At 35.9% G+C, this 23,622-nt stretch carries 22 protein-coding genes and 3 pseudogenes; 17 read left to right on the top strand and 8 right to left on the bottom strand.

The window, feature by feature from the left end; genetic code table 11:
* The first annotated feature begins 22 nt into the window (after positions 1 to 22).
* The 7 genes and pseudogenes from ftsW (at position 23) to H1D32_RS05760 (ending at position 6,188) form a co-directional block, all read left to right on the top strand.
* Positions 23 to 1,162, top strand: a complete 1,140-nt coding sequence (gene ftsW, locus H1D32_RS05730) for a putative lipid II flippase FtsW (protein WP_261177247.1) — start codon at positions 23 to 25, stop codon at positions 1,160 to 1,162.
* Between the two features lie 227 nt (positions 1,163 to 1,389).
* Positions 1,390 to 2,493: a PAS domain-containing protein gene (locus H1D32_RS05735; protein WP_261177248.1), complete on the top strand. Its 1,104-nt coding sequence runs from the start codon at positions 1,390 to 1,392 to the stop codon at positions 2,491 to 2,493.
* Entirely contained in the window at positions 2,478 to 3,173 is a 696-nt protein-coding gene (locus H1D32_RS05740) for an ATP-binding protein (RefSeq protein ID WP_261177249.1), read from the top strand. Before H1D32_RS05735 ends, H1D32_RS05740 begins: the two co-directional genes overlap by 16 nt.
* Positions 3,174 to 3,417: 244 nt before the next feature.
* Positions 3,418 to 4,493, top strand: a pseudogene (gene rodA / locus H1D32_RS05745) (rod shape-determining protein RodA).
* Between the two features lie 328 nt (positions 4,494 to 4,821).
* Positions 4,822 to 5,241: an NAD(P)-binding domain-containing protein gene (locus H1D32_RS05750; protein WP_261177251.1), complete on the top strand. Its 420-nt coding sequence runs from the start codon at positions 4,822 to 4,824 to the stop codon at positions 5,239 to 5,241.
* A 2-nt stretch (positions 5,242 to 5,243) separates the two neighbouring features.
* A complete protein-coding gene (locus H1D32_RS05755) occupies positions 5,244 to 5,474 on the top strand; it encodes a hypothetical protein (protein WP_261177252.1) in 231 nt (76 codons plus the stop codon).
* A 1-nt stretch (position 5,475) separates the two neighbouring features.
* Positions 5,476 to 6,188: pseudogene (locus H1D32_RS05760) on the top strand (pseudouridine synthase).
* Positions 6,189 to 6,668: 480 nt separating this feature from the next.
* Here H1D32_RS05760 and H1D32_RS05765 read toward each other — a convergent pair.
* A complete protein-coding gene (locus H1D32_RS05765; protein ID WP_261177254.1) occupies positions 6,669 to 6,887 on the bottom strand; it encodes a DeoR family transcriptional regulator in 219 nt (72 codons plus the stop codon).
* Positions 6,888 to 7,622: 735 nt separating this feature from the next.
* Here H1D32_RS05765 and pepV point away from each other — a divergent pair.
* Positions 7,623 to 9,014, top strand: coding sequence for a dipeptidase PepV (gene pepV / locus H1D32_RS05770; RefSeq protein WP_261177255.1), 1,392 nt, complete (start codon positions 7,623 to 7,625; stop codon positions 9,012 to 9,014).
* Between the two features lie 115 nt (positions 9,015 to 9,129).
* Positions 9,130 to 10,293, top strand: coding sequence for an MFS transporter (locus H1D32_RS05775; RefSeq protein ID WP_261177256.1), 1,164 nt, complete (start codon positions 9,130 to 9,132; stop codon positions 10,291 to 10,293).
* A gap of 449 nt (positions 10,294 to 10,742) precedes the next feature.
* On the opposite strand, the gene H1D32_RS05780 is transcribed toward H1D32_RS05775, so the two are convergent.
* From H1D32_RS05780 to cysK, 6 genes and pseudogenes are all read right to left on the bottom strand, one after another.
* Positions 10,743 to 11,939 carry a hypothetical protein gene (locus H1D32_RS05780; protein WP_261177257.1) on the bottom strand — a complete coding sequence of 399 codons (1,197 nt, stop codon included), beginning with the start codon at positions 11,937 to 11,939 and terminating at the stop codon, positions 10,743 to 10,745.
* A 48-nt stretch (positions 11,940 to 11,987) separates the two neighbouring features.
* Positions 11,988 to 13,127, bottom strand: coding sequence for a DUF58 domain-containing protein (locus H1D32_RS05785; protein ID WP_261177258.1), 1,140 nt, complete (start codon positions 13,125 to 13,127; stop codon positions 11,988 to 11,990).
* On the bottom strand, positions 13,127 to 14,077 hold the full coding sequence (locus H1D32_RS05790) for an AAA family ATPase (protein ID WP_261177259.1): 951 nt from the start codon (positions 14,075 to 14,077) through the stop codon (positions 13,127 to 13,129). Before H1D32_RS05790 ends, H1D32_RS05785 begins: the two co-directional genes overlap by 1 nt.
* Positions 14,078 to 14,309: 232 nt before the next feature.
* A complete protein-coding gene (locus H1D32_RS05795; protein WP_261177260.1) occupies positions 14,310 to 15,110 on the bottom strand; it encodes a protein phosphatase 2C domain-containing protein in 801 nt (266 codons plus the stop codon).
* Positions 15,103 to 15,552: an HIT family protein gene (locus H1D32_RS05800; protein ID WP_261177261.1), complete on the bottom strand. Its 450-nt coding sequence runs from the start codon at positions 15,550 to 15,552 to the stop codon at positions 15,103 to 15,105. Before H1D32_RS05800 ends, H1D32_RS05795 begins: the two co-directional genes overlap by 8 nt.
* Positions 15,553 to 15,899: 347 nt before the next feature.
* Positions 15,900 to 16,834: pseudogene (cysK, locus tag H1D32_RS05805) on the bottom strand (cysteine synthase A).
* 344 nt (positions 16,835 to 17,178) lie between these two features.
* Between cysK and thpR the strand changes: the two are divergent.
* The 5 genes from thpR to H1D32_RS05830 all read left to right on the top strand — a co-directional run bounded on the left by thpR (position 17,179) and on the right by H1D32_RS05830 (position 20,746).
* On the top strand, positions 17,179 to 17,739 hold the full coding sequence (gene thpR / locus H1D32_RS05810) for an RNA 2',3'-cyclic phosphodiesterase (protein WP_261177262.1): 561 nt from the start codon (positions 17,179 to 17,181) through the stop codon (positions 17,737 to 17,739).
* A gap of 26 nt (positions 17,740 to 17,765) precedes the next feature.
* Positions 17,766 to 18,038, top strand: coding sequence for a CidA/LrgA family protein (locus H1D32_RS05815; protein WP_261177263.1), 273 nt, complete (start codon positions 17,766 to 17,768; stop codon positions 18,036 to 18,038).
* Positions 18,039 to 18,126: 88 nt separating this feature from the next.
* A complete protein-coding gene (locus tag H1D32_RS05820) occupies positions 18,127 to 18,813 on the top strand; it encodes an LrgB family protein (RefSeq protein ID WP_261177264.1) in 687 nt (228 codons plus the stop codon).
* A 594-nt stretch (positions 18,814 to 19,407) separates the two neighbouring features.
* Positions 19,408 to 20,328 (top strand): nuclease-related domain-containing protein, encoded by a 921-nt coding sequence (locus H1D32_RS05825; RefSeq protein WP_261177265.1) that lies wholly within the window; start codon positions 19,408 to 19,410, stop codon positions 20,326 to 20,328.
* Between the two features lie 172 nt (positions 20,329 to 20,500).
* Positions 20,501 to 20,746, top strand: coding sequence for a type II toxin-antitoxin system HicB family antitoxin (locus H1D32_RS05830; protein ID WP_261177266.1), 246 nt, complete (start codon positions 20,501 to 20,503; stop codon positions 20,744 to 20,746).
* 113 nt (positions 20,747 to 20,859) lie between these two features.
* Here H1D32_RS05830 and H1D32_RS05835 read toward each other — a convergent pair whose 3' ends face one another.
* On the bottom strand, positions 20,860 to 21,054 hold the full coding sequence (locus tag H1D32_RS05835) for a PLDc N-terminal domain-containing protein (protein WP_261177609.1): 195 nt from the start codon (positions 21,052 to 21,054) through the stop codon (positions 20,860 to 20,862).
* A 276-nt stretch (positions 21,055 to 21,330) separates the two neighbouring features.
* Here H1D32_RS05835 and H1D32_RS05840 point away from each other — a divergent pair, with 276 nt between their 5' ends.
* The 3 genes from H1D32_RS05840 to H1D32_RS05850 all read left to right on the top strand — a co-directional run bounded on the left by H1D32_RS05840 (position 21,331) and on the right by H1D32_RS05850 (position 23,454).
* Complete coding sequence (locus H1D32_RS05840; RefSeq protein ID WP_261177267.1) at positions 21,331 to 21,534, top strand: hypothetical protein; 204 nt, start codon at positions 21,331 to 21,333, stop codon at positions 21,532 to 21,534.
* Positions 21,535 to 21,604: 70 nt separating this feature from the next.
* Positions 21,605 to 22,810, top strand: coding sequence for a type I pullulanase (gene pulA, locus H1D32_RS05845; protein WP_261177610.1), 1,206 nt, complete (start codon positions 21,605 to 21,607; stop codon positions 22,808 to 22,810).
* Complete coding sequence (locus tag H1D32_RS05850; RefSeq protein ID WP_261177268.1) at positions 22,804 to 23,454, top strand: hypothetical protein; 651 nt, start codon at positions 22,804 to 22,806, stop codon at positions 23,452 to 23,454. The genes pulA and H1D32_RS05850 overlap by 7 nt, the downstream gene beginning before the upstream one ends.
* The last annotated feature ends 168 nt before the right edge of the window (positions 23,455 to 23,622 follow it).

Here is a 23,622-nt window from a genome sequence, read left to right on the forward strand (position 1 = left end):
AGTCAAAAGGAGGGGTGGTAGAATGGAAGTTTCATTAAAAAAAGAAAATGATTGGATTTTGATTGCTGCTGTTATTTTACTAGCCTCATTTGGTCTTATCATGATTTACAGTTCTAGTTATGTCATTGGCTACGATCGACATAATGGTGATTATTTATGGTTTTTTAAAAAACAACTTCAGTGGATTTCGATATCAACCATCCTCTTTTTGTTTTTCATGATGTTTCCTTACCGTTTATATCAAAAGTTGGTCTTTCTAATTGTCTTAGTATCGTTTATATCATTAGGCTTAGTCTTAACACCATTAGGAGTGGAAGTAAAAGGGGCAACACGCTGGATCAATGTCGGTTTCACCAACATTCAACCTTCAGAATTTGTAAAGTTATGGATGATTATCTATCTCGCACATGTCTACTCAAGAAAGCAAATGTACATAAATCAGTTTGGTAGAGGTGTATTACCGCCACTAATTATTATCGTTGGCATTTTCGCACTGATTATGAAACAACCGGATTTAGGGACTGCTTCCTTGATCTTGGCTGTTGCAGGTTTAATGGTATTTTGTTCAGGGGCCAAAATGTTTCATCTTGTATCTTTAGCAAGTATTTCTGGTTTTGTCGTCTGGACATATGCAAAGTCAGAAGAGTACCGAATGAATAGGCTTACTGGGTACATGGACCCTTTTGCTGATGAGACTGGGACAGGGTATCAATTAATCCAATCGTATATTGCGATGGCACATGGAGGGGTAACTGGAGCAGGATTTGGCCAAAGTGTACAGAAATTATTTTATTTACCCGAAGCTCATACGGACTTTATTATGGCAATTGTTGCAGAAGAGTTAGGTATGTTTGGAGTTTTATTTGTTTTCACTTGTTTAGGGCTGATTGTATTTCGCGGGATTGTGATAGGGACCCGAGCTAATACACCATTTGGAAGCTTGTTAGCATTTGGGATTTCATTTCAAATCGCACTTCAGGTATGTCTGAATGTAGGGGCAGTTTCCGGAGTGCTACCGATAACAGGTATTCCTCTTCCGTTTATGAGTTACGGCGGTTCGTCACTAATGATAACAGCAATAAGCTTAGGAATATTAGCTAACATTGCTAGGTGCTCTCCAAGAAAAGTCAAACAGAATATTGAACTTGAAAAAGTTGGCTAACCAAAAGGTGTTTTAGTAGATTACTAAAACATCTTTTTTAGTATGATTATTGGTAATATAAGTTTATATTAAATTGGTTTTTTCTACTTAATAGATTAGTTTTAGACGACAGCTACAAAAGGGCATTTTTTTTCAATATTAAGTTCTATTTATTGACAAACTATTATAAAGGAGATTGACGATTGGTGTCTAATTATAGAGTTAATGTTAATTCAGGAGGAAATAAAATGGATACAACTTTATTTAATGCGATGTTCCAAAAGTCTGCAATCTCCATAGTATTTACTCGATTAGATGGTAGGTTCCTATATATGAACGAGGCTTTCTCTAAATTTTTAGGCTACAAGAAGGAAGAACTGATTAACGAAACATATAAAAGCTTTACCCATGAAGATGATATAGAGGAAACCGAGCGTAAAATAGAAGCTTTAATTAGCGGTAGAATTAACAACTACCAATTGGAAAAACGCTTTGTTCACAAAAGCGGTCATATTGTTTGGGGTATGGTTAGTGTAAGTTTAATCCATGATCAATCAAGTTCAGTCTTATACATGATGGGGCAAATAGAAAATATAACTGAGAAGAAACAAGTGGAAGCTAAACTAGTGGAGAGCGAGAGAAGATTTCGATTAATTGCAGAGAATTCATCCGACCGAATTATCATTCTGACTCAAGAAGGAAAATACGACTATGTTTCTCCAGCATTAACAGATCATTTAGGCTACGAAAATAACGAATTAAAAGGTCTAGGACCATTAGATTTGATCTATGTAGATGATAAACCAATTTTCGAAAAAGCACTTAGAAAAGTAATAGACTCTAATGTAACTGTTTCTATCAGTTACCGAATTCAACATAAAGAAGGTTATTATCGTTGGTCAGAGACGAATATAAAAAGCATAAAAAAAGATGATGACTGTAAAGAGATCTTACTAATTAGTCGCGATATTAGTGAACGGAAAAAGATAGAGGAAAAGCTTCATGACTCCATCGAAAGAATTCATATTATACTAGAGAGTATATCAGATGGATTTGTTGCACTGGACAATGAAGCTCGTTTTATTTATGTAAACAGAGCGGCAGTATCGCTACTGAATAAAAGTCGTGATAAATTACTAGGCTATAAATGTATGGATGTTCTGCCTGAATTTATCACGACTGAGCTCCTACAATACTATGAAAGCGTAAAGGCTCAAAATGTTGCCGTGAAGTTTGAAATTTACAGTGAATTATTAGATGCAACGTTTGCAGTTAGAATGTACCCTATGAAAGATATTGTTTCAGTTTATTTTTTGGATATAACAGAACAAAAAAGATGGAAGTATGGTTAAGGAAAACAGAGAAACTTTCATTAGTAGGACAGCTTGCAGCAGGTGTTGCCCATGAGATACGAAACCCATTGACATCGATCAAGGGCTTTATGCAACTAGTAAAATCAACTAAAGAATGCAAAGATTTTTATATTGATATTATTCTATCTGAACTAGAGCGGACAGAATCTATCATTTATGAGTTTTTATCATTAGCCAAGCCTAATGAAATAAAGCACATGGAAAAAACTAATATAACAGAAATATTAGTAAAGGTTATTCAATTACTTGAAGCTCAAGCGCACCTACAAGGTGTGACAATCAATACAAGCTTTCAAGAAGACTATGTTATACAATGTAACAAAAATGAAATGAAACAGGTGTTTCTTAATCTGATCCAAAATGCTATTGAAGCATGCCATTCAAATGGATGCATCCAGATTCAATTGAAGGAAAAAGATTTAAATCATATTATCATTCAAATTCAAGATGATGGTTGTGGAATACCTAGAGAACGTCTACATAAACTAGGTGAACCTTTCTACTCAACGAAAGAAAAAGGAACTGGATTAGGACTTTTAGTTACGTACAAAATAATTGAAGGACATAAGGGTAAGGTTAACTTTACGAGTGAAGTAGGTAAAGGAACAACTGTGGAGATTGTCTTACCGAAGCGAATTTATACTCTTGTAGGATCATAAAGAGCATTAATTCCAAAATGTTGTAAGTGTTTCCTCAAAAATACCTTTGTTTAAATAAAGGGGCTATGTTAACATTAGTAGTTAGGAATTTTAAACAATCCACTATGGATGTTTTTGATAAATTATGGAGGAAACTAGTGCCATGAATGAGCGTAAAACTTATTTTCAACAGTTAGATTATACATTACTTTTTTTAATCTTTTTATTAATGTGCATATCCTTGCTAGCAATTTACAGCGCTGCAATGGCAGGACAATATAATGTCGAACCAGCTGCTTTTGTTAAACGACAAGTGATTTGGTTTATATTAGGGACGATTTTAATGGTTGCCGCTATGGTGATTGATTACGACATGTTTAAGAATTTTACAATCCCTCTTTATGTCATTGGGATTATTTTATTAGTAATCGTACAGTTCTATGGAATTGAACGAAATGGATCGCAACGCTGGATCAGCATTGCTGGCAACGAGTTTCAGCCATCAGAATTTGTAAAAATCTTTTAGTGCTAGCGCTAGCGCATTTGCTCTTCTTAATTACGAAAGAACATCGCGAACGCACACTAGAAGAGGATATTATCGTTGTTTTGAAAGTACTTGCTGTTGGCTTCCCACCATTTTTTCTAATTTTAATTCAGCCTGACTTAGGCACAGCATTGGTTATCGCAAGTATTATGGGGACGATGCTATTAATGGCTGGTATCTCATGGAAAATTTTTGCTGTACTTGGATCGGTGATAGTTACGTTTTTGACCACTTTGGTTTGGCTGCATAACAATTACTTTGACATCTTTATAAAAATCATTAAACCCCATCAGCTAAAAAGGATTTATGGCTGGTTAGACCCTGAAAGTGATCCAGGAGATATGGGGTATCAATTATTAAACGCGATGCAGGGCATAGGTTCTGGAAAACTTTATGGTAAAGGTTTTTCTGAAGGCGTATTATCCAAAAGTGGTGCAGTACCAGAAATTCACACAGATTTTATTTTCACAGTTATTGGTGAAGAGTTTGGTTTTCTAGGTGCGACAGTTTTAATTGTTATTTATTTCTTACTTTTTTATCGGATGATCATAATTGCTTTTAGCTGTAATAATATGTATGGCAGCTATTTAGTTGCAGGTATCATTGGACTTCTTGTCTTCCAGATCTTTCAAAATATTGGCATGACTATTGGTCTTATGCCAATTACCGGTTTAGCTCTTCCATTTATTAGCTACGGCGGTAGCGCGCTATTAACCAATATGATAGCTATCGGAATTGTGCTTAATGTAAACATACGAACCCGACACTATATGTTTGGTTCAGAGGAATTAGCTTAGAATAAGTTAAAGGTTGTTAATCTTATGATTGCAGCCTTTCTTCTTTTTTTTACGCTATTTTCGTAATCTTTGTGCTATTCACTAGCTTTAATTGTTGTTCCCGCTAACATGCTTTACTCATTCAAATAACAAGTTAGGAAAAAATGCCCGCCAAACTTTGGATTATGCTATAGGCTGCATAGTTGAAAAGCAACCATCTATGCTAAAATAGCTTTTGAAAATGGTTGATTGAGTAACTATTCCCTATCACTTTTTCTTTTTTCAGTTTAGGAATTGGTTAGTATAAAACAACTAGTAGGAACAATCTTTAAAAAGGAAGGTGAAAAAGATGTATTTAGTAGTTGGAATTGGTAAACTTGCCCAAAGTATTTTAAAATTAAATTCGTACCAAGAAAAAATATATGTATATTCACGTACCAAAACCAAGGTAGATGAGATTGAAGACGAGCGGGTATCCTACATAGGGAAAGATGAGTTTCACAAAGCTAGTCATGTCTTTCTTATGCTACCCGCTTCAGAAATTGTGCCATTTTTAGAAAGCAATCATAGCTATTTTAAAGAAGATGTCATATTTTATTCTTTTGCAACAGCACTGCTAACAAAGGATGTCTCAACGATACGAAACGTTATTCCTTGTAAGTTAGCTGGGCATGCTAAACAAATGGTTGAGGATCAGAGTGGACTTTTTGTTGTGCCAGAGGGGGTAAATTGTGACCCGTTAGTCCATTTTTTGGTGCAAATTTTATAATTATGACCGGGACAGAAGAAGAAGTATTAGTAGGGAATACATTAGCAACCAAGGCAGCAATTGAAATGATCATTAATTTAGAAGAAAAGCTAATAGAAGCCGGGGTACAAAAGCCGGTTATAGAGCAGGTGCTTTGCCAAGGGACACGGGGCAGCATTAAAACCTTTCTAAACAATGAATTAGGAGGCTTTGCCCAAAAAATCGTTGCTGATATTAGGAAAGAGAGGATTTAGGATGAGGTTAGACAAATTTTTGGCCAATATGGGCTTTGGTAGTAGAAAAGAAGTAAAAAAGTTACTTAAAACAGGTGCTGTTCGAGTAAATGATGTAACTGTAAAGATGCAAAAGCACATCTTGAAGTAGATAAGGACGAAGTTTTCGTAAACGGAGAAGCAATAGAATACAAGGAATATATTTACTTAATGATGAACAAACCACAAGGGGTTATCTCTGCAACGGAAGATTCTAAGGATGAAACAGTTGTAGATTTATTGGAGTTTGAGGATGCACGTTACGAACCATTTCCTGTAGGAAGATTGGATAAAGATACAGAAGGCTTTGTTTTACTAACGAATAACGGTAAATTAGCTCATGAACTGCTAGCGCCTAAAAAACATGTACCAAAAACTTACTACGCTAAAATCCAAGGAATTGTTACTGAAGAAGATGCGGCTAAGTTCAAACAGGGAGTTACTCTTGATGACGGATACGTAACAAAACCAGGCGACCTCGTAATATTAAAAAGCGGGGATACGTCAGAAATTGAATTAACAATTACTGAAGGGAAGTTTCATCAAGTAAAGAGGATGTTCCTTGCCGTAGGAAAAAAAGTTACATATCTAAAACGCCTCACGATCGGTCCACTTGAATTAGATCCCACACTTGAATTGGGGGAGTATCGTGAGCTTACCGATGAAGAGGTTGAGAGGTTAGTGAATAGAGATTAGAGTGTAGAGTTAGTGTAAGTGATGGCTACGAAGCTAAACCAAAACCAAAACTCAAAACTCAAAACTCAAAAAAAGCCCCAACTCTAAACGAGTCGGGGGAGTTTTTTAAAAGATAAGAAAGCATATGCGCTTTTAGAACTTGGTGTCTAGCTTCAGGCGCCATCTGCTCCTGCGGTTACTCGTCGCAAAAAAACATCTGCTCCTGCGGTTACTCGTCGCAAAGGTGCAGAGAAGGTTGACTCATGGAAGTTCTTGGCTCGAGGTCAAATAACCTGCCAGATATAAAAGTGAAAAGCGCACTTTTAATCTGACAGAACATTTGCTTGTCGCCGATAGGCGGGCGCCTTGCGCTTTTTTTACTATATTACATTTAGTGAACTTCATAATTCATTAATCCTGCTATTAGGTTCTATAATTAGTTGCTTATACACATTCTCAACTACTATAGCTTGATTAAGGGATTTATGAAATTTACTCACATTACGACACTTTTGTTTTTTTGTTTGTTGTGGTCCACTTGCCGCGACTAGGACTTCTGACGAGCTTGTTGTACTCTAGTACATTGAGATCACGTTGAATGGTCCTAGGGGTTATTCCAAATTCTTCAACTAATTCATTCGTCGAAACAGTTCCCCTTTTTTTAATATAGAGGTAGACGGACTTAATTCGGTTTAACATCCGATCAGTTGAAGTTTCCAAAATACCACTCCTTATCATTTTTCATTTCTTCAAGCATAAAGAAATACAGTGTATTTCTAATACAACTTAAGGCAGCTGCATAAATGAAGGTTACTTCATTTTTATGGTGAATACATGAGCTTTATACGCCTTTTTTTGAGCTTTGCAGGGAACAGCACACAATACTTTTTTTCAGGGCGCTTTGCACTTTTCTGATAGTAAAACTTTCATGCTGGTTTGTTAGTTTAACGCATGGATATTTTCTTATCTCAATTTCCTTTGCTTCACAACAAAGTAATCTTCATTGTAATTGTACAATAATTCCAACTATTTAGCAAAGGAAAGCGACGAATTGGGTGTTACTGTTATGTTAAAGTATTACAGTTTTGTTAAATCGTTTGCATAGTAAATTATTAATGGTAAAGATAATGGAAGTTCACGTTCGCCAATATACATCAATATACATTAATATACATCGATATACATGATTAATAAAGGTTGTTTTCATAAACGTTGTTGCTTTTAAGGTCGTCTTTTTAGAATAAATAAGCTTTTTGGGACAAATTTATTTGTCCCAATGGCTTATTTATTCTCAAAAGCTTCACGCAAAGCGTGAAGAACCGAGCATTCGCTTGGTTACGACCTAAAAGCTAATAGCAACAATTTTTTAGAAAAGAGCGTTAATAAAAGAGAAAGTGTATCTCACTAGATGTTCCTATTACTGATAAAAAATACATATAGTCAGGAGAGAAATAAATGCATATTAACTGGAAAGAAGAAGTTGAACTTAGAAAAGAAAACTTATTGAAGGATACGTGTGGTTTATTGAAAATTAAAAGTGTCTTGGATGAAAAAGGAGCGACTGCAAATGCTCCATTTGGTGAAGAAATTAATAAGGCACTTCTGTTTATGCTCCAAAAAGGTGAAGAAACTGGGTTCGATACCAAAAATGTAGATGGTTATGCTGGACATATTGAGTTTGGTGCTGGCGAGGAGTTAGTAGGGATTTTAGGTCATATTGATGTTGTTCCAGAAGGGGATGGTTGGTCAAATGACCCGTATGGAGCAGAAATTCGTGATGGAAAAATATATGCTCGTGGTGCTATTGATGATAAAGGGCCGACGATGGCTGCCTTTTATGGAATGAAGATTATTAATGAATTAGGTCTACCGCTTTCGAAACGTGTTCGGTTAATTATCGGAGCAGATGAAGAGAGCCAGTGGCGTTGTGTCGATCGTTATTTTCAAACAGAAGAAATGCCATCAATCGGTTTTGCCCCTGATGCTGATTTTCCAATCATAAATGCAGAAAAAGGTATTTGTGATTTTGAAATTGTTTTTCCAAACGGAAGTGAGAGTGGTACTTTAAGATTTTTTGAAGCAGGTAGGAGATTTAATATGGTACCTGATTTTGCAACGGCTACTCTTCATACTAACAAAACAGAAGAGCTGAGAGAGCAATTTTCGCTATTCTTGCAACAAAATCAGCTTCAAGGCGAAACAACGGTGAATGGCAAAGAGCTAACCTTTACGCTTTTTGGAATTTCAGCTCATGGAATGGAGCCTAATAAGGGGATAAATGCAGGGATTTACCTTGCCCATTACTTGCAATCTCTACAAATTGAGGGGAGCGGTGCAGATTTCGTTGCATTTATCGATCAGCACTTCTATAACGATTCAAGAGGAGCAAAGTTTGGACTTGAATATGAGGATGAACAAACTGGACCTCTGACTATGAATTTGGGTACGATGAAGTTTGAGGAGAATAGTGGCAAATTGGGAGTAAATTGGCGATATCCAGTAACCTATAATTTTGAGGCAGGACTAATGGCCTTAGAAGCTATTATTGCTGAAAATGGTCTTGTCATTGATTTGAAGACACATGCAAAGCCGCACTATGTAAAAGAGGATCATCCCTTAATCCAAAAATTGCAACAAGTCTATGAAAGGCAAACAGGTGAAAAAGCTACACTTCTATCAACTGGTGGAGGGACTTATGCTAGAAGTCTAAAAGCAGGAGTTGCCTTCGGTGCGTTATTTCCTGGTCGCCCAGAATTAGCTCATCAAAAGGATGAATACATCGAGGTAGAAGATTTGCTAAAGGCGACAGCTATTTACGCAGAAGCGATATACGAGTTAGCAAAATAGTTAAGAGCGTAGAGTGTAGAGTTAGAAGTTGCTCAAAGGGAGGCTTTGGAGTCCCTTCTTTACAACAACTCTTCACTTTACACTCTAAACTCTACAATATAAAAGGATGAGGTTCATGGCGCAAAAGCGTGAAGTCACGATTTTTAAATCGGTCTATTTTTTAATATTTTTTAGTTTTGGAGGATTATTTCCTCTTTTAAGTGTGTATTTACGAGATGAGGTAGGTCTAACGGGAGCAGAGATTGGTACGATCATTTCCATTGGGCCGATAATTATGATTTTTGCTCAGCCATTGTGGGGCATGTTTAGTGACTATACCCAGAAGCCACGAGAGATATTGACGATCACGATGATCATTACAGGTGGCATAGCACTTCTGTACCTACCTCTCTCAAGTTATTTAGCTTTTGTTCTCGTTGCAGCCTTAGTGGCTTTGTTTCAGGGCTCTATTGTACCAATATCGGATAGTATAACCCTAAATTATGTTCATCAAAAAAAGGGAGATTACGGAAGTATTCGTCTATGGGGAGCAGCCGGATTCGCTATTTCAGTATTACTGATTGGAAGCCTATCTGATTTGTTCGGTTTATCAGTCATTTTTTATGCATTTGCTTTGTCTCTTTGGTTCTGTGCCTTCTTTACCAGGAAAATGCCGAAAGAGGGCCAACTTCCTAAGGTAGAGCTAAAAAAAGGGATTTCACAGCTCTTTCAAAATAAGCAATTTATCTTGTTTATGTTAACAACATTTTTTGTTTTTGGGCCGATATTTGCTAATAATTTTTACTTTGGATTATTTATTCAAGATGCCGGAGGTACTTTAACTGGGGTCGGAATTGCTTTCTTACTAGCGGCTGGTAGTGAGGTTCCATTCATGAAGTGGGTTGGCTATTGGATTGAGAAAACAGGGTTAGTTAAGATTATTCTATTTGCAACGGTCGTTTCAAGCTTACGCTGGTTTTTCTATGCGTTTGAACCATCACCATTTTTGATCTATATAACTACTTTTTCTCAAGGCTTATCAATTGGTTTGTTCATCCCGGCGGCGTTACAATATGTGAGGGAAATTTCACCGCAAGATGTTAGGGCGACTGCAGTTTCCGTTTATTCTTCTGTTGGTGGAGGAATTGGTACTTCCTTTTGTACATTTATGGCGGGCTTCATCCTAGATAAGTATGATATTTTTACTGTTTATTTGTTTTTTGGAGTTTTAACGACAATGGGTATTCTAACGTTAGTCATAATTTTGGTAGGAAAAAGCAGAAGTATAGTGGGAACATAGAAAGCTTGCGCTGTATTGGATATCTTTCATACCTATGATAACAATTAATGAAAAAAATCAATGTTTTATTTTTGTTTCAAGTATGCCTCAATTATGGTTGAGACTTAATTAACCGTTTTTACAACTAAATGAGCCGAAAGACAAATAAATTTGTCTTTCGGCTCATTTAGTTTGTAAAGCTTTACACGTAGTGTGAAGAGACAAGCATTGCTTTGCTTCGGTCATAATGCAAATAATAATTTGATATAGCTGTTATTTCAAAGATAGTTGCTTTTAAATTAGTTGGTAATGAAAAAAATCCCAAAAAATCAGGGGCATTTTTCTTAACATTTAAAGGGTTTGTAGGAAGAAATATGGATTATTTATTGGATTATTGTCCATAAAGCCACATAGTACGAAAAGAGCCTTTGATAAAACAAGCTCGAGAATTAGCATGGTGACTTTAACAACTATACGTTGTTAAAGTCCATTTTTAATTTCTTTTTTATTTCTTTTAAAGAACGTCGATACCGTTCTTTATCATCTTTGGAGATTTCTTGGTTACCGTATCTAACATTTCGATAAGTTCTTGCAACATAATCTTTTAACTCTTGGCTCGCGTTAACTCTTGAAAACCAATCCTCAATTGTTTCGTGGAATTTTCGTCCTTCCCCGTGTTTTGCCATGTATTTCTCAAAGTCATAGAAAAGACGTCGGATTTCATTTTTAGGTCGGTTGCTACGAAACCAATTTTTCTTGACGTCCTCATGCAAAATAGCATCCAAATTTTCTTGATCGTTCGTCTTAATGTACTCACGAAGAATAAAAGGGCCTGAACGTTTGAAAATGAAGAATAACATGACGATTAAAGCAATTGCCCCGAAAATCCACGGCAACCAGTCAAGGTTGGTTACTGTAGCTTCATCAAGGATATTTTGATTTTCACCACTATTAAAAAAACCGCCTTCTTCTTTTGGTCCTTGTCGTCTAAGTTCAAAATTAAGTAAAGAGGCTAAATAGACAAAAGGAACTCCTAGTAAAGAAATACCTAGTATAACGATCTTTAAAATGAAGGAAATCATATTATGGATGAGCTCATAGGAAAAAAATGCAATAGTAGTAATAGCTCCTAAAGCTGCAACACTTCCAAGCTGCCATTTTAATTGAACCCATTTCAGAGCCCTAGTTTTAGATGATTGGAAAGTCAATTTCAATGTTTTTAAGGTTATTACTAGAAAGAATTGAAGTAACGTAATGAGTAAGAACCATTCATTTGATCCTAGGTAGAAAAAGTGAAGATAAAAAACAACACCTATGACGAAAGTAGCGATAAATAAGCTCATTTCATTTGGATCGTTATCTTTATTGTGAAATAATACTCTCCCAAAAACGATAGTCGCAATCAAGAGTGAAAAAAAGAAATGGTAGCCAACGGACATTCCTACAATTGTAATGATCGGAATTAAAAACAAGCCGACCTTTTCAGTTTTAAACTTTTGGATAAACGGATCGTAAAATATGATAGCTGTAGCTACTAAAATACTAAATGCAATAGTCGGTAGCTCTTTTCCCTCCATAAAATAAAATGGCATGGCGATTAGAAATAATAGGACCATTTCTAGGCTAAGGTGGAAATAGCGAGTCAGTTTAATTTGCCAGGGCTTCATTTTTTCCACCTCCAATCGGAGCTACTTGTCCTATAGCTTCGGTTGATTCTACTCGGTACACAGTTGCGCCAGTTCTTCGCCATTCTCGATAAATACCTTCTTCTTCTTGGCTATATGAACCAAAATGAATAATAAACGGGTTAATCCCTGTTCTTTTCTGACCATTTTCAATACTTCGGTCGGGTGAGTAGTGATCGTGTATTTACTGACTCTAGCTAGAAGTTCCAGCGCTTTTAATAGATGATCTTTCCCATTTCCAGGAGGTAAATGAATAAAAATTAATTTAGGAACTCGAGTATTAATATAAATTTCAAAAGATATATGGTGTTTCGTAGCAAATTGACAGACAAAGGCAACGTGACTTAAAATTTCTTCTAAATTCTCTACAGTTAATTTTGAACGGTCCTGATGATAGATGTTTACGACTATTGTCCATTTTAAAATCGTCGTTTTTTCGTAAATTTTGGTTTGCAAGGAGTTTGTTCTTGCTGAAGCTTTCCAATGAACACGATTAAACGGATCGCCAGAAACATATTCTCTTGTTCCCATTGTCATCATGACATCTTCATGAAGTGATCTTTGCCTTGGTAGATCACCTTGCTTTTGCTGCACTACTTGATCAAGTCCATTTACCGGATTAGGTGTAGGATAAACGATCAACTCACGCCGGAAATAATCCCTATAATGAAGACGTAAGTGACTGAGTTTTAATAAATCGTGGACCGTAAATTCGATTGTGCGTATTTGTGCAACCCCGCGCTTCATAGCTTTCACTTCTATTTCTCTCTTTTTTCTTGTTAGAGGTAAAAGAGTGAATGGAAAAATATAAGCTTCTTGCTTCATTCCACTAGTTTCGACTAGTTCAATTGCTCCATCGTAGTCGTAGAATGTAAATGATATTTCTCCATTTAAAATAGGGAGCTTCCCTTTATTTTCTAAAGGTATGGTAATATTTCTTGTATCATTTGGAAACATCCTGATAACTTCAATTTCATCGAATACATCCGTTTTTTCAGCTACATATTGTAAGTAGTAATGATTCATCAAAATAAAGATGGCGAAAAGCAACCCTAAACTAAAAATTAATGGAGATTTAAGCATTAGAGCAATAAAAAATAAAATTGGTACGGACCAAAACAGTGTCCCATAAATTTTTTTCGGAAGGCTATGCTCTTGATTCCAACCCATTAAGAAACAGCTCCGGCTTCTACAGGAACTTCAACCTTATTCAAAATCTCCAATAGTACTTCTTCTTTCGTTTTACGCATTGACCCTTCAATAGATAGGACAAGACGGTGAGAAAGGACATAGGGTGCCATAACTTTTACATCTTCTGGGACACAATAGTCTCTACCATGAATATACGCACGTGCTTGAATAGCCCTCATTAGACCTAGGGTACCCCGCGGACTAACGCCGACTTCAACAAACTCGGATTGTCTAGTAGCGGCAACGATTTTCAACATATAGGTTTCAATATCGTCTGATAGTGTCACCTTTTTTAGTTCATTTTGCATTTCTTCAATTTCATTAAGTGTGAGGACAACTTTAAGAGAGTCAATTGGTTCGGACTCACGATACATTGAAAGCATTTGTTTTTCTTCTGTAAACGTTGGATAGCCCACTCTAATCTGCAGTAAAAAGCGGTCCATTTGCGCTTCTGGCAATGAAAATGTACCTTGCTGAGTGTCAATTGGATTTTGAGTAGCAATAACAATAAATGGTTTTGGAAGAGTTAGTGTTTCTCCATCGATGGTTACCTGTCTTTCTTCCATTACCTCTAGTAAACTAGATTGGGTTCTTGGTGTTGCTCTATTAATTTCATCAGCTAATAAAATATTTGTCATAACTGGTCCGGGTCTAAGCTCAAAAGCTTGCTCTTTAGGATTGAAGAATTGGATACCAGTAACATCACTAGGTAACACATCTGGTGTAAACTGGACACGACGAAATTTCGCATCAAGGCACTTGGCAATAGATTTAGCTAACATTGTTTTTCCTGTTCCAGGAACATCTTCGAGTAGAATATGTCCACGGGCAAGGATCGAAATTACTACTAGTTCAGTCATTTGTTCTTTTCCAACTAAGACTGTTGAAATCGAGGATTTTATATTGGCAATCTTTTCTTGTCTATTCATCTTGTTTACCCCTTATCTAATAGTGTATTTATTATTCTCCTAAACTATTATTTCATGATTTTCTGATAAAGTCGAATATTTTAAAAGTTTATAAAAGAACTATTTACTAGATTTTCAAAAATACGTAGTAGGAACCAAAACAGGAATGTTAGGAATCGCAAAATAAAACGAGTTGCCAAAGGCAACTCGTAAAAAGTAAAGTTGATTCAAATAAATTCAAGTAACTAGAATTTTAAATACTTGGTAGGCTCGCAACTTCTGATATATCGACCTTCCAACTAATTATGGTAGTACTATCCATCACATTGTTTTCCTTTATTATTTGAAATAAGAGCTGAATTGCTTGCTTATTATGCTTATTTTTAAATACCTTAACTATTTCCCTCGGGTTAGTAAATGGTCCATTTGGGCATTCGATTAATCCATCTGTCGTTAAAAAAAGATGATTAACGCCTTTCCTTAATTCGGTTGTTCCGGTGCTGTAACAGGGTACTTTGTTAGCAAAAGTATTCACTTGTCCAACCCATTCATAGAAATGTCTTTGATTTAGCTGGTATTGCCCAAGTGCAGCAAGCTCTGGATGAAATAAAAAAAGAAGACAATCTCCTATCGATAACCACCAAACAAACTTGTGTTTTCTAACTACAATTAAACAAGATGTTTCACCTTTAATGTTTTTACAACTAGAAAGGAATTCTTCATCCTGAAAAACTTTTAACACTTCAGCTTCGAGTTTTCTGAAAGTAAGAGAATTTGTAGGACTAGATAAGATAGTTTTCACAGATTCTTTTTTTTGTTGAAAATGACTCAGAACTAGTTTAGCACTTTCTGCTGTATGGTGGGCATCAAGGACAATTGCAAGCTCCCAATCTTCATTATCCATTGACCACAGTAAGCAGCCATCTTCGTTTTTGTTTTGCCCTGCTATGGAATTGCCGCCATAACGCCCAATGACTAATTGGTTAATTTCTAGACAGGAAGGATAATCGATAAAATCCTCTTCACTGCCAACCCAGCTGAACTCTTTAAACATAATGATTTTCTAGGTAGGTTTTAACGCGTTGACAAAGTTGCTCGACTTCGCTATTACTACCAAAAGGAGCGTTTTCCCAATCATAAACAGCCGTCGGTCCCCAATACTTTTTTGGTGTATTGGGGTAACGAGGAACTATGTGTAAATGTAGATGGGGAACTGCATCACCTAAAACATAAGAATAGATGTGTTCAGCTTTCTCAATTGCTAGTAAGGCTTTACTTACTCGGGCCTGGGCAATTCCAAATGCTTTGGCTTCTTCCATGGTCATATCCCCAAGTGAGGGGACGTGTCTTTTTAAGTCAACCATAATATGACCTAAGTAGTTTAGGCTACCGCTTTTATCAATATGGCCCACATATACATAATCGTCTTCATAGATCCGAATACCGGAAGTTTGAATGGCTCCAGCATGTTTTTTACATATAAAGCAGTTCTCCATACTATAGCCTCCTTTTTTCTTTTCTAAAAGTATAATATACATATAATTTTATTGGTATATATTTCTATATATAAGACTGTTCTCCTAAACTTTGTTGCTTTTAGATCGTCTTTTGAAAGCGTGAAGAACCAAGCATTTGCTTGGTTACGATCTAAAAGCTAATACAACAATCTTTTAGAAAGGCTGTTTTTGCATAGATTGTTGTCTTTCAATTACTCAGTATAAGGCTTACTGCTTCCGATCAACTATCTGTCCGTACCGGATTTAAACGATTGAATAACAACAAAGTTTGTGAAAAGAGAGTTATATAAAAAAACACCCCAGTTAGAGGTGTTTAGTATTATTATTTATTTCTCGAAATCAAATAAATCCGTAGATAAATAACGTTCGCCTGTATCACAGGCAATGGCAACAACTACATCATTTGGTGATAGTCGTTTCGCTACTTCTAGAGCTGCAAAACAAGCGGCACCAGAGGAAGGTCCGACTAGAATTCCTTCTTCGCGGGCGAGTCGTCTTGTTACGTTGTAGGCATCTTCATCTTCTATTTTAAAGATTTCACCATAGACGTTTTCATTTAAAATTGGTGGGATAAACCCAGGGCTTGTTCCGACAAGTTTATGAGGACCTGGTTTTCCTCCCGATAAGACAGGGGAACCAGCAGGCTCAACGACATGAATACTAACTTCAGGATACAGTTCTTTTAATTTTTCACCTGTCCCTGTAATTGTTCCACCTGTTCCTGAAGCAGCCACGAATGCATTCAGTGTTTTTCCGATGCTATCCAAAGCATCTTTGATTTCTAAAGCTGTTGTTAAACGATGCGCCTCAGGATTGGCATCATTTTCAAATTGCATAGGCATAAAGCTGTTTGGGGTTTCTTTTACAAGCTCATGTGCTCTTTGAATCGCCCCAGGCATTTTTTCATCTCCAGGAGTTAAGACAACTTCTGCGCCATATGCCTTTAATATATTAATTCGTTCTTTTGACATGGTATCCGGCATCGTTAAAATTGCTTTATAGCCTCGAGCCGCAGCGTTCATAGCTAGTCCAATACCGGTATTTCCACTCGTCGGTTCAATAATTGTTGAACCTTTTTGGAGTAATCCATCTTTTCAGCTTGTAATATCATCTGAAAGGCCGCCCGATCTTTAACACTTCCACTTGGGTTCATAAACTCAAGTTTTAAGTACACATCAGCACCCGTTTTACTTGGAAGATGATTTAATTTTACTAATGGTGTATTACCAATTAAATCTGCAATATTGTCTACAATACGCATAAACGAACACATCCTTTATTAAGAGCTTATTTTACTTTTATTATATGAGTGAATTTCATAATTACCCTAACCGAGCCATATCGTTTTTACGCCACTACATTAATTTCTTAGTAGCGAAATAATGAATGATGAAATTCATTAATATACATAACAGTTTATCATAATTATTATGATAATTCCTATCATTTAAATTGGGATTAAAAATAATGGTTAGAAAAAAGCGTGAATGAACTCACGATTGTAGACTAAAATTAAGATCGTAATTTATCGAAAAGTATACTAAAAAAAGATGTTGTTTTATAACAGCTAGTGTTGTATTATAACAAAAAAGGGTTGGTGGAAGAATGACTGCGTTACCTCATTATTTTATTGCCGTTCCCGCTGATAAAATAGTTAAAGAAAAGCTTGCTAATTGGGTTAAAAGAGAGGGACCACCTTTTCAAAAGTTCGTCGACCAAGATGATTACCATATTACACTTGTATTTTTAGGGGCTGTGGAACCCCTAATGCTTGAAAAACTCAAAACGAAACTAGAAATTATCGCGAAGGAACATCAACAATTCTTATTAACTCTTGAGAGTATTGGGTCTTTTGGACAAAAACAGGCTCCGCGAGTGTTTTGGGCTAGTGTTGAAAAAGAAAAAAAACTATATGACCTTCAAGCAGAGGTATACAAAACGTGTCAGGAGCTCGGATTTAAGCTTGAGAAAAGAGAGTTTAGTCCACATATTACAATAGCTCGAAAATATTTAGGAGAAGGTTCCTACGTTGACGAACAGTTGAAAAGAACTTTTCAATCTTCTTTTAAAAAAGAAACCTGGACAGTTTCCTCTTTTGTGATTTATCAAACTCACCTAAAGAGAACGCCAAAATATGAAGTTATCGCTTCATTCGACTTAAAATAATATTAACGAATGAGGTGTAAAGAATCGTGAAACTTATTCAAACTATTTTACAGATAGCCGTCTTATATGGATTTTATTTAACTGGAGAATGGTTACAAATGACCTTTGGGTTAATGATCCCTGGTAGTATTATTGGCATGGGAATTTTTTTCAGCATGCTAGTAACTGGGCTATTTCCTACAAGATGGTTTGAGGAAGGAACACAAATGTTGCTTAGCCATATGCCTCTCATGTTTTTACCAGTCACTGTCGGAGTGTTAAACTATTATCAATTTTTCAAGGGAAAGGCTTTCTATTAGTAATCATTGTACTTATGAGTACGATGATCGTTATGGTGAGTTCAGCATTTATTGGTCAAATGGTCGTTATACGAAAGGAAAAACACCAATGAAGTTAGGAATTACGTTGACTGCAATAGTTGTAACTTTAGTTATTTATTATATTTCCAAGAGATTCTATCTACGTTTTCCAACCCCTTTAACAATTCCTTTAGTAATTGGAACGTTACTAATCATTGTGTTATTAACAGTAAGCGGCATCCCATACGAAACTTATATGGTTGGAGGCAAGTGGATCGAGCAGCTCTTAGGACCAGCAGTTGTAGCCTTGGCATTCCCCCTTTACAAACATCGGCAGGTTCTAAAAACTTACATGTTCCCACTCTGTTTAGGAGTATCCACGGGTGCATTGCTAGGTGTATTAACTGGTGTTCAGTTATCGAGACTATTTGGAATTGAGGATGTTCTAATTTATTCTATTTTGCCTAAATCAGTGACGACCCCTGTGGCTATGGAGGTTGCTGCAACACTTGGAGGTATCCCCGCGTTAGCAGCTATTTTTGTAATGATCGCTGGAATTGGAGGTGTAATAATTGGTCCATTCTTATTAAAGCTCTTTCAGATTGATCACGTTATTGGTAAGGGGATAGGACTAGGGAGTGCCGCACACGCCATTGGTACATCAAAAGCACTAGAATTTGGTGAGTTAGAAGGAGCGATTAGCTCAGTTTCTATGACGTTAACTGCAATTTTCGTTTCTTGTTTAACACCAGCAATGATTTACCTGTTCCTGTAGTAAGTTTCTCAAGGGTTGTTGCTATTGAAATAGCTAGTAATGATTAACACGCTAAGGTCACGGGCCATCTTTTCAAGGTTTATTGAAGCTTCACGCAAAGCGTGACGTTATGCATTCACTTAGTTTCGAACAAAAAGATAATACAATAACTTAAAGAATAAAGCCTAAAAAAACTATATTACGTCTGCAAATTAGGAAAAGGTTGTGATACTATTTTAAAAGATAAGAAAGCATATGCGTTTTTAGTATTTGTTGTCTAGCTCCACCGCCCAGCCCCTCGAGGTCAAATAACCTTCGAGAATAAAAGTGAAAGAACACACTTTTTTCTCGAAGAAGATTTGCTTTTCGGGGCTAAAATGGGCGCATACGCTTTTCTTATTGCAATCTTTTTTATGTTTTAATTATACTTTTGAGGGATTTTCATTATTGTGACGTTTTCGAAAGACTGTTGCTTTTGGGTTCGTCACGTAAAGCGTTCGCTTGGCTACGCACAAAAAAGCTATTAGCAAAACTCTCTTCAGAAATGAGCTTTTAAGCTCCTTGAACAATTCTACACTCTAGAATTTAAATTTTAGACTACATGGAGGAAGATCCGTGGCTCACTTAATCAAAATAGAAGACTATGTTTCTCGTTATCAATATGATATGTACCGGTACCCAGGGCAATTTTCACGCTTAAAGCGAGAACGGTGGGATAGACTGAAACAAGAATGGGAAGCTTCATATCAAAATGGTATTCCGTCTGTAATTCAGGAAGCCGAGGAACAAAGAAAACCTTTAAAAGGTCCTTTGGCTGTGTTTAGAAAATGGCCAAAGCGAAAGTCTGGGGAACCAAGCGTTAAAGAGGTTAAACCATTTCAATTTAAATATAGAACTTTAGCTGAGGTAAAGAGTTCTTTCCTCAGAGATCTTTTTGAATTTCAACTAAATTGGGCGAGTTCTACCTTGCGGGAAAAATCAACAATTAAGACTGATTATTTTTATGATGAACCTTTAAAGTGGTTTTTACAATCGTTTCCGGATAACTGTTTTGTTCTTTATTATCCAATTGTAACGTACCCAAAAGCAACCGTTCAGTTTGATATTCTGATAATCTCCCCAACAGATGTATGGTGCATCGTAAATCTCGATGGTTCAGAAAATACAATCTATCAAACATTTTCAGAACGCTATTGGCTAAAAGTCGAAGCTGATACTGAGAAGAAAATCATTAATCCTTTGTTATCATTAAATAGGATGAGTACGATCGTTAAAAGGATCTTAACTGATAAAGACTTAGACATGAAGGTACGAAAAGTAGTGCTTACGAAAAAAGGATATATAGACGTAGATGCACAGCGAAGTGGCATCTTGCTATTAGACCAGCGAAGCGTTTATGATTGGAACGAAAAGATGAAGAATAACTCATCCCCGATAAAATCAGTACAACTTAAGTTTTCACAATCATTACTGGACGTATGCAATACAACTTCAAAGCTAAGAGATGACTTTATTGTTGATGACGATGATTTTTAAGAACACTTTTATACAATATTGTTATGTTCGCTGTCTTAGATCAAAAAATATCATGTAGAAAGAAACCTATGGAGTTTGATATAGATACTTATAAGAGATATAATAAAGGCAAGTAAATATAGCGGTGTAACCCTCCTCTTGTGGAGGGTTACTTATTGGAAGGACGTATCTGATGGGAAAGCAAGTAGTTCAAGAGAGTTCTTATCATTCATACACTTGGATTGTTCGGAAACAACTCAACTTCTTTGATGGTACAGAATATATGATTGAAATCAAAGAATTAGAGGGTTGTGTTAGTTACGGAAAAACATTTGCTGAAGCCAAAAAGGTATACAGGAATCAATCGAACTCTGGTTTAAGCATCGTTATAAAAATAAAGCGATACCAGCAAAATCCCAAAAACATATTATCCATCTAGAACCAAACATGACAAAAGAAGAATTTGAGCAAATAAATAAACGCCTTTTGCATATCTTACTAACCTAGAGGATCAGTTAAAGAATAAACTTTAACTGATCCTCTTTTTCTGGTCTATCGATCATTTCTAATTAGTAAGTAAATAATCAATCCTAGAACTGGAAAGAATAGAGTCGCTATCAATACAATTATTGCGTACTCTTTGCTGTTCCCTCTGCGTAGTGCATCGCGATACGCCCAAATACTTGTAACAATATTTAAAATAAGCAAGCCAAAGCTGATGAGGATAACTAAAAGAAGATTCCAAATCCAAAATGCGCTTCGTAAAACATCAGATTAATCCACCTTTCGTAAATAATTTTTTGAAGTACACATGAATCAATTGTTACAATTTTGATTTACCTTTGAGTTAACTGTTACGCAAATGGAAACAAGTGAAAGCGAAGAAAAAAATGGATTTAAGAGAATAAGAAAAATACTATTATAGAAAAAACTGGTATAAGATAAAGAAACATGTTCAATCTATTTTCATATAAATATATGAGATAAATAACCAATTTAATCCAAGTAGAGAGGAGAGTTTGTGTGGAAAAATATGCATATATTGATGAAATAACGTTGATTACTATTCCCTTATCAGAAGTAGAAGAAGAACTCTCCGATTTGATGGTAATAGATGCGTTAACCAAAACGGAAATTCCTTTGATTAATTGGGAAAAGCGAGACGATCGTTGGCGTTATGAGATTTATCTAAAAATCCAATTCAATTCGGTCGCGAATATAAATTAATTGCAAACCAACGACTCAGCTATGCAATAAAAATTGGACAGGTGGTTAGAACGCCTTCCTTTGATGATCTATTTTTTATGATGAGCAGGATTTGGGTGTTAAATACTCTAAAAAGCACTCTACGTTCAAACTTTGGGCACCAACTGCAACTGAGGTTGATCTCGTTCTCTATGAAGAAAGTGGGGAACGTATTTTTTCCCTTGTGCGATCAAATCGAGGTATATGGGAACAGATTGTGGAAGGGGATTTAGATGAAACAGCCTATATGTATCGAGTTCGAGTAGATGGGTTATGGCGAGAAGCGGTTGATCCTTATGCTAAGGCGGTCACCTTAAATGGTGAAAAAGGAGTAGTCGTTAATCTAAAAGAAACAAACCCAAAAGACTGGATAAAAAATGAAAAGCCGGTTTTAAAGCAAATGACAGATGCGATTATTTATGAAGTTAACATTCGAGATTTTTCGATTGATGAAAATAGTGGAATTACTCATAAGGGTAAGTATAAAGGGTTAATCGAGAAAAGTACAAAAGGCCCATGGGAAACCATTACCGGTTTAGACTATTTGGTTGATTTAGGTGTTACTCATATCCAATTGTTACCAATTCAAGACTTTGGCAGTGTTGATGAAACGAAGCAATTTGAATCATATAATTGGGGTTATGACACCATTCATTATAATGCAGTTGAAGGTAGTTATTCATTGGATCCCGCTAATCCTAAAGCCAGAATAATGGAATTAAAGGAAGTTATTCAGACTTATCATCAAAGTGGGTTACGAGTTATCTTTGATGTTGTCTACAATCATGTGTATATTCATGAGAAATCTAATCTTGAAAAAATCGTTCCAGGATACTATTTTCGCTATAATTTAGACGGTAGTTTGGCAAATGGGACAGGAGTGGGAAATGACATTGCATCTGAGCGCAAAATGGTCCGTAAACTGATCGTTGACTCTGTGACCTATTTTGCGAAAGAATATCAAACAGATGGGTTTAGGTTTGACTTAATGGGAATTCTGGATATTGAAACGATGAAACAAATTCGCATGAACCTTTCTGAATTAGACTCGTCGATATTAGTAATCGGTGAAGGATGGGATTTAGATACTGCATTGGCCGGAGATAGAAAGGCAACTATTGTGAATTCAAACCATTTATCTGGAATTGGCTACTTTAATGACAAATTCCGTGATACGTTAAAAGGGAGTATTTTCAACCAAGAGTTAAAAGGATTTTGTAATGGAAACTGGCATTTAAAAGAAGACCTTAAATGTTAGTTAGTGGAAGTACAAATGAATTTTATCAGGTACCCGGAATTTTTAGTGACCCATATAAATCCGTAAATTACGTCGAATGTCATGATAATCACACTCTATGGGATAAATTGACGCTGGCAAATCCCACACAATCTGATAACGTTAGAGCTTCGATGCACCGTTTAGCAACAGCGCTAACAATCTTAAGTCAAGGTATTCCTTTTTTGCATGCTGGGCAAGAGTTTTACAGAACGAAACAAGGAGTAGAAAATAGCTATTGTTCCCCAGATGAGATCAACAAACTAGATTGGACACAAAAAGCGTTGCATATGGATACAGTTGAGTATGTCAAAGGTCTAATTGCAATAAGAAAACACCATTCTGTTTTTCGTATGCTGACAAAGGAAGAAGTTAAAAAAAATATGTACCTACTAGATACTCCAGCTTTTGTAATAGCCTATATGCTAAAGACAGCTAACGGGATGTTTGTAGTAGCACATAATAGCGCAGAAGAAACCAAAGAATTGATTCTACCTTCAAGCGGGATGTGGGATATTCTCGTTGAGGACGATCGTTCATCAGTAACTCCATTTCGCTCCATTGAAGGGTCAAGAATTACTTTGTTCCCAATAAGTACAACAGTACTTTTTCACCCAAAAGGATAATAATGAAACTGAAATGTAGAATGAAATTTGTATTTAAATGAATTTTATTCTACATTTTTCTACATGTAAATTACATCTTTTAGCAATTTCCGTTTTTTTTCATATGTTCTTTACAAAAAATGCGTTATACTAGTATTATTAAAGTTTACTGAGGATTTTAAATAACAT

The organism is Anaerobacillus sp. CMMVII, from assembly GCF_025377685.1.
Taxonomy (GTDB): Bacteria; Bacillota; Bacilli; order Bacillales; family Anaerobacillaceae; genus Anaerobacillus.